Here is a 13,441-nt window from a genome sequence, read left to right on the forward strand (position 1 = left end):
GGAAGAGCTTGAAAGTATGGCGGCTTAGGCGTTTTGGCCTTTTCCCGCTTTGTAATCCCATTAAAATTGAGAATCACTTGAGCCTAATGCCTCTTTTGCTTGATTTATGGGCGTTTGGGGATGCTTTTGCGTGGCCCATTTCTCACCGTATGTGAATAGAACCCTATCTCTATGTGGCGGGCGGCAAATAGTTTGGCAAAGGGTTGCCGAAAGGGTTTGGGGAACTGTTTCGGGAAGGGTTACTGCTTGCCACTTACAGGATGGTGTAACATCGTCTGATCCAAATCATCACGTAGTTCTCTACTGACAAAATTTAAGGTGACTTTTCCGGTTGTTTTCCTATCGGTCCAGTATTCGCCAGAAAGTTTTCTCGTAGAATTTCCACAGATATCCAAAACCATAGTACCGTAATGCGGTTCACTTCTTTGACGTACTGTAGCAGAGGGCTTGCTTAAATACGAATAGGATACCTGTTTAATTTGTCTATCTGGGTTGATCTGAAACCCTTCCAGAAAGCTGTGACTTGTCATCTCTGCTGTTCTCATGACACAACTGAGCTTGGTAAATGATTGTTGAATGGTCAGCATCACCGGGATCGGGCCCGGCACGTTTCCTTTTTCATCCTGCCAAGTCGTTTGTATATGTCCCGACCATGTTCCATTCAAATCGGGGAATTTAATGAGCCAACCTTGAAAAATCTTCCAACACCACATCCATTTTGAAAAGATCCAAAATAGAAATAAATCGATTGTGACGATAGTCGGTACTGGTTTGATGAAATCAGCCACCTGATTGAAATCTAAGCCATTAAGCCGACCCAATATAAGCCAAGCAATGACGGAGACAATCAGCCCTACCCAGACAAACGCTTTTATATTTATGGTTTTCATTGAAGTCCTAAATAGGCCCAGACAGCCACGACAAACTCATGGGCTTGCTGCCTTGTCCATGGTTGCTGCCAACGAAACAAATATTTTAGTTCATTGATCTCGCCCCATTCAGAACATTGGGCGTCATCTTTTGTACAGCTGTAAAGATGCAAAAGAATATTTTTTAAATCATCGGTATAGGATTCATTCCCAAACCTGTCATTGGGCACATTCCAGACTAAACATTCAATTAAATATGATGGTATTGGCTTTGCTGCCGCCATGCCATTGGCTTCCATGTTGTGTCGCACATTTTTCAATATGCGGACTAATTTTTTGAAACGAAATCCTGTTGCCTTATTTTTATTTACACCGTTTTCATAATTTTGGTGGGGCCAGTTTATAATCTTTACACCATTGTCCGGATGAATCTCTGTTCCTGAAATATAATTTCCAAAATTGTCGTATCGGCGATGTTCAAACGCCGGGACAACATCAGCGTCAATGCGATATGAGTTTGCATGCAAATCAAAGGCTTTATTGCCACGATTCACAACATTTGTACCTAGGTACTGTCGAAGTGCTCTGTCTACATCGTTTTTAAATTCTGAATATCGATATGTTGCTGGGCTATTGCCGAAATCATTATCACCCATGCCTTGTGGGTAATTGGCAAAAAATACATCCATGCACCGCACGCAAACATCAACGTCACTTTCAGCTTTCACATTCGTACCGTTCCGATAGGAACCTTGTGCAAAAACCTCGATACTTTTGTATTTGAATGGCTCATAGTCATCGATTGCATTTTTGATGACTTGGACAGCATTTGTACAGCGTTGGTCTTCCGTGGCAGAAGGCGGTTCAGCCCAGCTAATCAGTAGATTTTCCAATTCGTAAGTTTTCACCAGCTCTTCCCTTAGTCCCATACTTTCTTCTCCATTTTGAAGACACCATTAATGGTGCAAGAAACATTTAGTCCCCCAATGAAGTAACAACAATACCTTGAATCCGAAAATCACTATGCAGAATAATCGGCTTGTGGATTGGATCCGTAGATTGTGGCTCTAAGAAAATTGCGTTCTCGTTTTTTCTGAACTTTTTTATGGTGGCCTCGGAATCAATCAGAGCAACCACAATTTCTCCGTTCTTAGCGCAATCTGTTTGCTTGATGAGGACAATGTCACCATTATTGATACCCGCAGCATTCATGGAATCCCCATGTGCCCTTAACAAAAAATATGTATGAGGTGACCGGGCCAATTGGGTTGATACTGGAATCATCGCTTCTATATTTTGTTCTGCAAGAAGGGGTACCCCACAAGCCACTCGGCCAATCAATGGAACGTCTACAGTAGATGCGTTTTGAGTATGACTTTCAGGGTCTTTGATGATGATAAGCTTTTTGTCAGCTCTTCTTTTCACGATACCCTTAGACTGCAGATGATCCAGCAACTTGGTTACTGATCGTGGTGATTGATACTTCATCAGGTCCTGCAGATCCCTTACGGAGGGAGAATCACCTTGATGGACAATCGAATTTCTAAGGTGTCGAAGCAACTCCAACTCTTTAGCAGTCAACACTTTTTCAATTCTTGACTTCATGAATCCAAACTGTATACTCGTGGATGTATTCAAGTCAAGATTTGATTAAGACTAAAAAGGAGAAGGAAATGACTTGGAAATTAAGAAAAGACCCCAACGGCATCTTCGCTAAACCAAAAATCCCGAAATTGCCTCGCTTACCCAAGCCCCATAAATTAGCCAAGTTGCCAAAAGCCCCGCGTCCACCGAAGCCGCCGGCTCCTCCTGGATATAAATATTATTGGAAGGATTGATAAAATTTTATGGAACAAGAAACGATGAATGATGAAATCGGCAAAAGACTTTGTAAACAGGTTTTTTCTCTGTGGATAAACCCGGAAATTGAGCGAAGAACAAAAGAGAATCGACTACCCCATGGCTTTAAACTTTTAATGGCTCAAATTGTAATGAACGTAGGACAGGCTCCAATCGTTCGACTCAATGATGAAATCAAAGCCACGATGGTAGTTCGGGTAACTCGTAACGTTACACCTGATGACAATGTTTATTTGAGTGACTTTGATGCTATTGAAAAAATAAGTCTAACTGACAGTGATCCCAATGCTGCCCATATTACCATGATGTTACATAAGCGAAGATGGGTCATCTCTTTCAATTTTCATTACAATTCGGAAAAAGTAAAAGCACATCTAGAAGCGGCGCATGAATTTTTGTTGGTAGCCCACGATTGTCTATTAAACAAACGGTTCAGATCATTTTATGAGAATTTATTTTCTGCTGTGGAACTTACTTCCAAATCCTGGCTGTTGAGAATGCCGTTGCCAACTGTTTTAAAATCCAAAAATCACAAACATATAGGGAATCACATAAACAACCATACGAGGTTGGGAAACGTCTGCGAGAATTTTAGTAAGCTGCTCAATCATCTAACGGATTCAAGAGGCACGGCTCGGTATCTTGATGGTGAATTTAGAGCAAATGAGAAGACTTGCGAAGCCATGTGGAAAACAGCAGAACAGATGCACGAATTTGTGCGGGCTCCGGGGATAGTAAACCATGTCTCGCATAAAGGTCAGAAACCAAATGCAGGAGATTTAGTTCCTGCACAAATTTGAAAACATTGATTGTTTAATTCATTAAATATCAATAGTTAGGTGTTATATGGAACCCAACAAAACTGGCAAAAATCCATTGGCGGAGGTCTTTGGATTTACGACAATAGACTTCAGCTCAAATGCAAAACGCCATCGAGACAAACGACTTTGTCCCTATAACAATAAAATTCCAAATTGCACCAAAGACAAAGCTCAAGATCCTCTTGGTGTTTGCAGTGTTTTTCACAATGGGGACGTTGTGATTACCTGCCCGATTCGATTCAGACAGAATTGGTTAATTGCCGATGATGCGGCCGACTTCTTTTTTGGGGAAGGGGCCAAGTGGACGACTCTAACTGAAGTTCGCCTCAAAGATGCCGATGGTGGTTCTGCAGGTAACATTGATGTCGTTTTGTGTGCCTATGACAAAGCGGGTAAAGTTTATGACTTCGGAGCGTTAGAAGTTCAGGCAGTTTATATTTCGGGAAATGTTCGCAATCCATTTGAGTCATACATGAAAGATCCTAAATCAAATCAGAATATTGATTGGACAAACGAAGTCAATTACCCTCGCCCTGATTATCTTTCATCTTCTCGTAAAAGGCTGGCACCTCAACTGATTTTCAAGGGCGGAATTTTGAATGCGTGGGGTAAAAAATCTGCGGTTGCCTTGAATAAAGGTTTTTTTGAGACACTGCCTCATCTGCAAGAAGTCAAAAAAGACAAAGCTGATATTGTATGGCTCATCTATGACGTAAAACCTCCTATGCAAGAAGGTCAACACTATGAACTGTTTCGTGAGAGGATTGTTTATACAAAATTTGATTCGGCACTTTCCCAAATTACCAAGCCTAGAGTTGGAAAAGTAGAAGACTTCCTACGCCAAATTCAATCCAAGGTAGATGCAAAACTAGAAACGCCACCAAATAATCAAACCATAGAAAACCCATTTGAAAAATCATGACGATGATGGAATTACAATTATTCGAAGAATTTAAAACGGAAGAAACCGTCAAACCCGTTAATGTGGCTTCGGTACCTCAAAGAAGCCCATTCCGTTACCCTGGTGGCAAGACGTGGTTAGTGCCTTTGTTCCGTCGTTGGATGAAAAGTTTTGATGCTCAACCAGAAACTCTCATTGAACCTTTTGTTGGTGGGGGGATTATTAGTTTAACTACTGCTTTTGAAAGGCTGGCTAATGAAGTCATTATGGTTGAACTAGATGAACAGATTGCGTCTGTATGGGAATCAATTCTGAATGGAAATGCGGATTGGTTAGCTAAAGAAATTCTTTCTTTTACCTTGAATCATGAAACAGTAAAAACAGTGCTGGCTCAACGTTCCACATCAAAACGTAAGCTGGCTTTTCAGACAATTTTGAAGAACCGGATTAATCATGGGGGTATTCTCGCGGAAGGATCGGGAATTATCAAAAATGGCGAGAATGGAAAAGGGATCCACTCCCGTTGGTACCCTCAAACAATTGCCAAACGAATTCAAAATATAGAATTTGTTTCAAAATATATCCGCTTTTACCATGCCGATGCCTTTCAAGTTATGGCTGAATACTGTAGCAAACCCAATATTGTTTACTTTATAGACCCACCCTACACTGCTGGAGGTAAAAGGGCTGGTTCACGACTATACAAATATAGTGAAATTGATCATGAGAAATTATTTGGGTTCTGCAAGGCACTTCGTGGAGATTTTTTGATGACCTACGATAACGCTGAAGAAGTACATGAACTGGCCAATAGACATGGTTTTCAGACAAAGCCAATTGCCATGAAGAATACACACCATGCACAAATGACCGAATTGTTGATTGGACGAGATTTAAGCTGGTTAACTAACTGAATTTATTTTTTAAAATTTTGATTTTGATTTTTCAGATCCAAACGTAACGCCACTTTTCGGCCAAATCATAAGTAAAGGTGAATCATGAAGTCATGGGGACTTCTGATCACTCAACCGGCACTGCAAATGCGATTATTATTCGCTGCAGTGCTAGGGATTATGATTTGGAATGTCGCTGGATCTGAAAACATGTCGGCGCTTACTCGATGGACTCGATTTGACCGACGAAGAGGTTATCGAAATTCGTGATGCCATTGAAGGTATTGCTAGCAAATGCGTCGATGATTTTTTTGAGGAGGTGTTTCAGAACAGCGATGCGATTTCAAATCTGATTTCTTATGACAGAAGTAAACAAGAAACAACAGATCGCCAACCAACAAAACGCTCTCAAAGGAGGCGTTAAGAGCGAAGAAGGCAAGGCTACCGTGCGTTTCAATGCTCGCAAGCACGGCATATTGGCCAATCTTGTTGCAGACTATGAAGATAATGTTTTCAAAAACTATGTTGATGCCTTGTTTGAAGAACTCAAACCTGAGTCTTGTATCGAAGAAATCATTATCGAACGAATCGCTTTGCATTATCTCAAATTGTACCGACTCAATAAAGCAGAGTCTCATTACATTCATCATGGCATGACGGAATCCAAAAAGAAGGGATGGAGCCCACTGATTCGTATTGGACATATTGAGGAATGTGAAAAAATTTTTGAACGTTACTGCACGACGGTGGAAAATCGCTTGTATCGTGCTTTTAAGGAATTGAGACAATGCCGTGAGCCGTTACCGGTGACGGAAAATTAAAATGGGTTTGTTTGGCGAAATCATATGGGTAAGCAAAAGGCAGTCATTTATTGTCGTGTGTCATCGGATAAACAAGTCCGCGAAGGCCATGGTTTGGAAGGGCAAGAAAAAAGCTGCCGTGATTTTGCCTTAAGTAAGGGCTATCAAGTCATCCATGTTTTTCGTGACGAAGGCGTATCAGGGGGCATCACCGATCGCCCTGGGATGCAGGCCCTTTTAACATTCTTAGAAAACACGACTGAAGAAATCGTTGTTGTCATCGATGATATCAAACGCTTTGCCCGCAATGTTGAAGGTCACTTTGAATTGAAAGCTGCTGTTTATTCACGGGCGGCACGTCTGGAAAGTCCCTCCCACCGTTTTGAAGACACCCCTGAAGGAAAACTTGTCGAAACCGTTTATGCGGGTGTCGCCGAATATGAGCGCAATTCCAATCGTCTTCAGGTGGTCAAACGCATGAAGGCCCGCATGGAAATGGGTTATTGGGTTTTTGAAGCGCCACCTGGTTACAAATACATCAAGGATCCGGTACACGGAAAAATCATCGCACCTGATGAACCCAAAGCAACGATTATCCGTGAAGCCCTTGAAGGTTTTGCAAAAGGTCGATTTTTATCTCAAATCGACGTGCAAAATTACTTGAATGCCAAAAGGTTTTGCCATCGCGGGAAATTCAGAAAGGTCTATCTTGAACAGGTCAAACGCATCTTGGTCAGAACACTTTATGCGGGTGTGATTGAACGACCAGAATGGGGCATTGAACGCATACAAGCTAAGCACCAGGCATTAATCACTTGGGCCATGTTTTTGAAAATTCAAAAGAAGCTCAAAGAACAGGCGAAAAATCCTTTCCGTAAAGATTTAGATGAAGATTTTCCCCTGCGTGGCTTTGCGCTTTGTCGCTGTTGTCAAAAGCCACTGACGGCCAGTTGGTCAAAAGGTAGAAATAGGAAATATGCTTTTTATCGCTGCAATAACAAAATAGGGGAATGCCCCGAGGCCAATAAAAGTCATCGTAAAGAAGTTATCGAAACTGTTTTTGAACAAGGTCTCAAAAAGGTGATTCCGAGTCCGCAAATCTTGGCACTGACAAAAGAGATCACTAGCGAGATCTACAGTAATCGATTGGAAAGTATGACCCAATATTCCTGTGAAATGGAAAAGAAAGTAGCCATAAAACAAAATGAAATTGAGAGCATTATTGACCGAATCACTAAAACCGAAAGTCCTACAGTTCAAAAGGCACTAGAGGCTAAAGTTGACCAACTGGAGACTGAAAGAAAAGAAGCTTTAGTTGAATTAGAAAAACTACAGACCCGCCGTGCTGATTTTGGAACCGCTTTAGATCGCGTGCTTGAATTTATGAAAAACCCTCATCAAATCTGGGTCAGCGGTGATTTTTCTCAAAAACAAAGAGTTCAAAGAATGGTTTTTGCCCGTCCGATTGTAATTGACCCTGAAACAGGCGTTGGAACCGCAGGACTCTCGCTCCCTTTCAGGGTTTGCGCCGAATCCGACGGCCAACGTTTCAAAATAGGGCGCCGGGAATTGAACATTTAAACTATCTTACCGGTATCCTTAAAGAATTCGTAATTCAATTTTTAGAGGTGCCCCCAAAGTTGCCCCTAAATTTATCCTTTTAGCTCTTTTGAATCATCAAGTTTACTTCTTTTTTGAGATACTGCGTTTTCTGCCATTTGCGCATAATAAGGAGCGCTATACACATATTCAAGAACGGCATTAGATAGTGAACTAAGTATAGGTAAGTCTGCTTGAGAAAGCTCACCTATGCTTGGATGCGCACCAATATTTCCTAAAATGCGCAGTTTATGAGAAACATCAACGAGATTTGCCGGTATTTCACCTTTAGAAGACAAATCTTTTAGTTGCTCTTTTAAATCCTTTCCGCTTGCGCTTCTATCAATACAAACTAGTTCAAGTAGTCGTCGGACCAGCACACCAAAAGCATTAGCATCAATATTTCTTACTTTTTCTGCCGCGGCTAATGCACGACTTATGTGTACTGGCAGTCCCACAGGAATTTTTTTGGGAGATGGATATAAGTGTATATATTCCACTGTATGCTCACCCGGCTCCATATAGCCATCATGCCAAAAGTATTTTCTAATGGTCACTTCCTTACACACGGGGCATTTAAGTGTTTCATATGTATCCCCGTATTCATAGGGAGCGCAATCAATTCCACCTTCTATTTTCATATCCTCTACACTACCAATAAATTGCATAATAGGCGCATTTCCACAATGATGACACTCAATATTCTCATCTGTATATTTTATCTCTTTTTTTGACATAGAAAAGCTATATACCTTTCTTAAATACATATGTAAATTGTTACCAGTCCATATTTGCGGCTACATCATATTCATGCGAAAGATATTCGATTAACCTTTCCATTTCTTCTAATGAATTAAGAGCATTTTCGTAGGTACTGTCTTGAGCCAATGTAAGCATTAAAGGCAGTCCTGCATCAACAATATATAGTTTGGCCATTTTTCTTTTTCCTGACCATAAATATTCAATAAAATCAGAAATAATATGTAATGTTTTTGACTCATCGAAATCTAACGAACCATTTATTCTATACACATCTTTATTTGAGTGGTGGGGTAAAAAAACAGGGACTGCTCCTACGCTTGAGTGAAATTGAAATGCTTCACCTTTCTTTCCAAAAGCGCCATGAGCAATATAATTTCTTACTTGCTCCCTAATACTGGTAAATGAATCATAAAAATTTTTACTTTTTTCATCTGATAAATCGAAAGCGGCTCTAAATTTATCCCTCCAATTACTAGTGGCTAACCTTGAAATATCTTCGCCAGTTTTAAGCCTTCCGAATAAAATACCGATGAGTATAAAAATATGCTCCGTCCAGCTAAAGAAGGCGTCTATAGTAGCCATAGCCATCCACTTTGCCTTTCTTTCTGTCTCTATTTTCTCATTATATATACTAAAATTTATACCATGCGGCGTACTGCTATTATGACGGGTCTCCTGTTCTAATTCCGATATTTTATTGACAAGACTTTCGTATTGTTGACGAAAAAAATCATACCTAAAAAATAAATCATAATTATTATTATGTACATTAAGCTTAGATTCCTTGACGGCTTTATCTGCAATCCAGTCATAATATATTTGAGCAACTTTCACGCCTCTATTTATCAGACAAACAATTTGTTCTGCATGAATTTTACTTTCTTTAGTTTCATCTCCAAAAATACCGACACCAAATTTTCTATATTCGATAACATAGCCTTGCCCATGAAAATCAATAGGAATTGACCACGCAATCTTTTCAAATCGCCCATAATTTTTAAAACCTAAAAAATCTACCAATAAAAAATAGATTAAATAATGATTTGGTAGTTTTTCATGGGTAGCTAATCTTACGACCTTCAAAATATTTTTAATGGGTTTCGTTGTTTTGGTGGCTGGCTTAATTGGAGCCATTTCTTTCTGAACTTTGTTTTTTAATTTTTCGAATTCTTTAGGTACTTTTTCCATAATAAACAATTATTCCTATTCCTTTTAAGAATCTCCACGAATTTTAATTTAGTTTAAGAACTATTTTCTATTCTACCTAGAGGTAAGCATTTGAGTAAATATGAACTCATTTCTTCCATATATTCAATATTTGAAGGAAGGCCTGGGAAGACGGATGCAAATTTTTCTGTATCAGCGACTCTTCTAATCATCGAAATATCTAATCTATGTACCTCGCACACTTTTTCTAAAGCTTTATCAAGGGCTAGCAAACACGATTCTATTAAAATAGCTTTTTCCGATATATTATCGATCTCTTTGTTTTTGCTTCGTTGATTTAAAGAAAAGTATAATCCCCACGTTGCGGCCTGTTGAGTACGTAACTTCCAATGTTCAATAGCCCAAAAACTTGCCATATGAAAAATACCATCAAGCCAATTGCGATATTCAAAGTCTAAACAATCATAACGCTTCCATGGGGTGGCAGACTCAATACGTTGGTATTCAAGCTCATTTTCTTCGCAAAGATGATGCAAAGCTAATATGGCTCTTTCTTTATTTGTAAGCCCTTTATATCCCCTTGTAATGGAATCATCCCTCATAGCTATAGCCTCCTACTATTTAAAGTGCGCTCTACTAACTCAAGCCTTTCTTGAAGCTCTCCGGTATCAAATGCTTTGCGAAGCATGTCGAGAATATAAACAAGCCGACTAGCCTCTTTAGAATCAAGCGTTCTTGCCCTAGCATCCCGATAAACGCTTGCCATCTCACGGCGAATAGCATGAGCATCACGTAAATCAATTTTAGAAAGGGGGGTGGGGTTAAGTATATTATTCGATTTATCATATAGTTCTACTTCAACTTTTCCGTCGGATTCTTTGGCAAAAGTATCTTTGCAATTTTGAACCATAGTGAGTTTAATTTTTAAGTTTGTGGTCTATAAGCGTTGAGCCACCAAAGCCGCTTCGTTTTACTAGAAAAACACCCTTGATAGACTTTTCATCCATTTTTTGAAGAACTTCTATTTCATCAGGCAAAAATGTAACTGCACTTTCTCCAAGGCAGGTACGTACATTCATATTGGGGATAATCCAACAATCTCCATATTTATTGGAGGTTAGTAAAATAGCCACCCCAAGCTTACAAAAATCATCGGACGTGATATTTTTATTCGGTATATTTTCTTCAAATTTTTTTGCTAATTGTAAATAACTCATGCGTGTTAAGCGTGAAAAGCGTAAAAATTACTTTTTACGCTTTATACGCGTGCCCAGATGGTTTTTGGACAGCCTCCTGTATCTTCCATGCGCTTTCTTATTTTTCCCTGTTGTTCCAAATATTTGAGAGCGCGCTCTCTTTCATGAGATGCTTTATGTTTGTTAAACAGATTGTAAATTTCTGTCTCTGTCATTGGCCCCTTAATTAAGGCTTCCATTATACGGTCAGCAGTAACATCTCCTGTTTTATTTCCAAAAATCCGGTTCACCGAAGCTTCTGAATAGTCCCAAAGAGCTAAAGCGGCTTTAAGATGAGCTGGTGCAATCTCAGCCCTGCCCTCAAATAATGCATATAAACATGCAATACGCATGACTTGTGCCTCAGCTCTACCTAGAATTGCTCCCACTATACCAGGCTTTCCTTCACTTAATTTAGGATAAACTTGCTCCCATAAGGTTTCTGCTTCTGGAGTTCTTTCCATATATGTAATGTGACGAGCTCTTTCGAATGCTTGTAAGGTACGGTGAGTAAGAGAAGTAAGAATATCGGGTGGAGTGCCCTTGGGATTCGAAATTATTTTAGAGCGTCGAATTGAAAACCAAATAAACCTGTTTGCAAAACCGTTAGCCATTTCAGTTTCTTGCAAATACCTCAATAGTTCCTGGCTGGTAATATGCCCAATTATTGAAATATGAGCTCCTGTGGCTTTAATTGGATTATTTTTAGTTAAAGGATGAAGATCGCCAGTGTCCCATCCTTCTCTCATTATACCGCTTAATATATTTCCTTCCCTGCGCATCATTTTTAAAACTGATGCTAACTCTTCTTCTACAATCAGAAGCCGCTTATCAGTTACGCCTTGATCAACGATTTCGTCCTGATAACCAGTGATTATATTATTTTTTTTAATTGGTCTTTTTTCGACTCGCGGATCACGCACATGATAAATTAAGCCTTCGCCTGATGAAAGGCCGGATGTAATACGCTCAGGCCAACTAGGATCAAGTTGTGTCATTAAATATTTAGGAGTAGACCAGCTAGTTCCCTTGCGACCTTTAGATGTTTCCCCAACGAGGGCTATAAATAAGCGAGGTGAATGTTTGTGGCATTCTACTTTAAAATGAGGACCAGCTCCTATCAGATTACCAAAAGCCGTAAGAATGTTAACTAAAACAGCTACTGGGTCTGCTTCGGTAAACGGGTCAATAGACCGAACTATTTCACCAGCTAAGCCATATAAAGCTTCCGGGGCCAATATTGGCCAATCTGAACTGACATATGTGTTTTCTAACAAAGAAGCCTTATTTTTCACAATATCAGAAGCTTGGATTTCGTTAATTTGCAAATTCATTATTTTGCCTCCTTTAATTTTTGAAGTATTTCATTAAGATATTGCTTCACGTAATATTTGTTATGTTGCCATGCGACCAAGTGCTGATCCCATTTACTTATCTTGGCATCTATGATTCGATATTGTTCTTGTTTTTCTCTTTCGGTAATTTTTTTAATTTTAAAATCTAAACGGACAAGTTCAGATTCAATATAAAAAACACGAGACCATAACGAATTGAGTAGATTGTAATAACAATCCTTATTTTTAAGAAAAAAATTCAAGGCATATGCCGATAAACGGGCGCAATTATGAGAAATATTTATTTCCCGCATTCGTTCTCCACCTTGGCCTCATACGTATGATTTCTAGAGAATTGAATGCGAGCATCAATCCACTTGCAAACTTCGTCTGAAATCCAAGCTGTTGAGCGTAGGCCAATTTTTATAGGCTGGGGAAAAGTACCCATAGCTATATAAGAATAAATACTGGATTTGCTTAGCCCCGTTAAACGGCAGACAGCTGGGAGACGTAATAATTGTTGTGGTTCTTTATTGATTGTCATTGGACCAATTTAAATCTAGTTGGTCACAAGATGCATCCTGAACGTTACTAGGACTAATTTTTAGGGGGATTTGAATTGTAAAAAATAGACTCTAACGCCTTGTAACTTAAAGGCATCCTTCGTTCTGATAATACTTTTTTGACTATACTAATGGCAGAAAATTGAGGGATATTTCTTTTGGTTGCGTGATTATGCCCTATAGTTAAACCAGCTTTATGTAATGCTTTGATCGCTCCAACAATAATATCATTACGCAATGTATTCTGATTTTTTGCCTTCCCATGTTGTCTTGGGCGCTTTATCCGTTTATTTTTAGGAATACTACTCCATCCTGCCTGGCTTCTTAAAGCTAATGCCGTCCAACCAGATAGCGACGCAGGTAAAGAAAATCCATCTTCAATAAGTTTTGCAATCAGCTCAAGAGCAAGATCAAAACTATGTGGGCTTTGTTTTTTAATAACATTTTCTAATTCAATTTCTGCCGCTTTTATTACTGCCTCATGCCGAGGCATTTTGTCGTTAGTCAGGTATTTAAAAGAATCAGGAAGAAAATCAGGGCTAATGGAAATTCCATCACCATGAATAAAATCAAGGTACTTTAATTTTTCTCTCGCTATCTCATAATATTTTTCATCTTTATTTACCATGGACTAATA

Annotated in this window: 17 protein-coding genes; 5 read left to right on the forward strand and 12 right to left on the reverse strand. The window is 39.4% G+C overall.

Annotation, left to right across the window (positions count from 1 at the left end):
* Positions 1 to 239: 239 nt before the first annotated feature.
* Genes K1X76_08625 through lexA form a run of 3 tightly spaced genes read right to left on the reverse strand, consistent with a single transcriptional unit; the run spans position 240 to position 2,474 of the window.
* A complete protein-coding gene (locus K1X76_08625) occupies positions 240 to 890 on the reverse strand; it encodes a hypothetical protein (protein MBX7149139.1) in 651 nt (216 codons plus the stop codon).
* Positions 887 to 1,798 carry a nucleotidyltransferase gene (locus K1X76_08630; protein MBX7149140.1) on the reverse strand — a complete coding sequence of 304 codons (912 nt, stop codon included), beginning with the start codon at positions 1,796 to 1,798 and terminating at the stop codon, positions 887 to 889. Before K1X76_08630 ends, K1X76_08625 begins: the two co-directional genes overlap by 4 nt.
* 46 nt (positions 1,799 to 1,844) lie before the next feature.
* A complete protein-coding gene (lexA, locus tag K1X76_08635) occupies positions 1,845 to 2,474 on the reverse strand; it encodes a transcriptional repressor LexA (protein MBX7149141.1) in 630 nt (209 codons plus the stop codon).
* A 242-nt stretch (positions 2,475 to 2,716) separates the two neighbouring features.
* Here lexA and K1X76_08640 point away from each other — a divergent pair, with 242 nt between their 5' ends.
* The 5 genes from K1X76_08640 (at position 2,717) to K1X76_08660 (ending at position 7,725) form a co-directional block, all read left to right on the forward strand.
* Positions 2,717 to 3,529, forward strand: coding sequence for a HEPN domain-containing protein (locus K1X76_08640; protein ID MBX7149142.1), 813 nt, complete (start codon positions 2,717 to 2,719; stop codon positions 3,527 to 3,529).
* A 46-nt stretch (positions 3,530 to 3,575) separates the two neighbouring features.
* A complete protein-coding gene (locus K1X76_08645; GenBank protein MBX7149143.1) occupies positions 3,576 to 4,472 on the forward strand; it encodes a hypothetical protein in 897 nt (298 codons plus the stop codon).
* Complete coding sequence (locus tag K1X76_08650) at positions 4,469 to 5,365, forward strand: DNA adenine methylase (GenBank protein ID MBX7149144.1); 897 nt, start codon at positions 4,469 to 4,471, stop codon at positions 5,363 to 5,365. Before K1X76_08645 ends, K1X76_08650 begins: the two co-directional genes overlap by 4 nt.
* A 338-nt stretch (positions 5,366 to 5,703) precedes the next feature.
* A complete protein-coding gene (locus K1X76_08655) occupies positions 5,704 to 6,165 on the forward strand; it encodes a hypothetical protein (GenBank protein ID MBX7149145.1) in 462 nt (153 codons plus the stop codon).
* A gap of 24 nt (positions 6,166 to 6,189) precedes the next feature.
* Positions 6,190 to 7,725, forward strand: a complete 1,536-nt coding sequence (locus K1X76_08660) for a recombinase family protein (GenBank protein ID MBX7149146.1) — start codon at positions 6,190 to 6,192, stop codon at positions 7,723 to 7,725.
* Between the two features lie 71 nt (positions 7,726 to 7,796).
* Here K1X76_08660 and K1X76_08665 read toward each other — a convergent pair whose 3' ends face one another.
* The 9 genes from K1X76_08665 to K1X76_08705 are packed head-to-tail and all read right to left on the reverse strand — an operon-like array spanning position 7,797 to position 13,432.
* Positions 7,797 to 8,480, reverse strand: a complete 684-nt coding sequence (locus K1X76_08665) for a DUF4145 domain-containing protein (protein ID MBX7149147.1) — start codon at positions 8,478 to 8,480, stop codon at positions 7,797 to 7,799.
* A gap of 40 nt (positions 8,481 to 8,520) precedes the next feature.
* Complete coding sequence (locus K1X76_08670; GenBank protein MBX7149148.1) at positions 8,521 to 9,693, reverse strand: hypothetical protein; 1,173 nt, start codon at positions 9,691 to 9,693, stop codon at positions 8,521 to 8,523.
* A gap of 53 nt (positions 9,694 to 9,746) precedes the next feature.
* Positions 9,747 to 10,274, reverse strand: coding sequence for a hypothetical protein (locus K1X76_08675; protein MBX7149149.1), 528 nt, complete (start codon positions 10,272 to 10,274; stop codon positions 9,747 to 9,749).
* 2 nt (positions 10,275 to 10,276) lie between these two features.
* Positions 10,277 to 10,582: a hypothetical protein gene (locus K1X76_08680; GenBank protein MBX7149150.1), complete on the reverse strand. Its 306-nt coding sequence runs from the start codon at positions 10,580 to 10,582 to the stop codon at positions 10,277 to 10,279.
* A 7-nt stretch (positions 10,583 to 10,589) separates the two neighbouring features.
* A complete protein-coding gene (locus K1X76_08685) occupies positions 10,590 to 10,889 on the reverse strand; it encodes a hypothetical protein (protein ID MBX7149151.1) in 300 nt (99 codons plus the stop codon).
* A 41-nt stretch (positions 10,890 to 10,930) separates the two neighbouring features.
* Positions 10,931 to 12,241: a DUF3987 domain-containing protein gene (locus K1X76_08690; GenBank protein MBX7149152.1), complete on the reverse strand. Its 1,311-nt coding sequence runs from the start codon at positions 12,239 to 12,241 to the stop codon at positions 10,931 to 10,933.
* Positions 12,241 to 12,555 carry a hypothetical protein gene (locus K1X76_08695; protein MBX7149153.1) on the reverse strand — a complete coding sequence of 105 codons (315 nt, stop codon included), beginning with the start codon at positions 12,553 to 12,555 and terminating at the stop codon, positions 12,241 to 12,243. Before K1X76_08695 ends, K1X76_08690 begins: the two co-directional genes overlap by 1 nt.
* Entirely contained in the window at positions 12,543 to 12,785 is a 243-nt protein-coding gene (locus K1X76_08700; GenBank protein ID MBX7149154.1) for an AlpA family transcriptional regulator, read from the reverse strand. Before K1X76_08700 ends, K1X76_08695 begins: the two co-directional genes overlap by 13 nt.
* A 53-nt stretch (positions 12,786 to 12,838) precedes the next feature.
* Positions 12,839 to 13,432 (reverse strand): hypothetical protein, encoded by a 594-nt coding sequence (locus K1X76_08705; protein MBX7149155.1) that lies wholly within the window; start codon positions 13,430 to 13,432, stop codon positions 12,839 to 12,841.
* Positions 13,433 to 13,441: the final 9 nt, after the last annotated feature.

It is taken from the genome of bacterium, assembly GCA_019695305.1.
In the GTDB taxonomy this organism is placed as follows: Bacteria; UBA10199; UBA10199; order UBA10199; family JAIBAG01; genus JAIBAG01.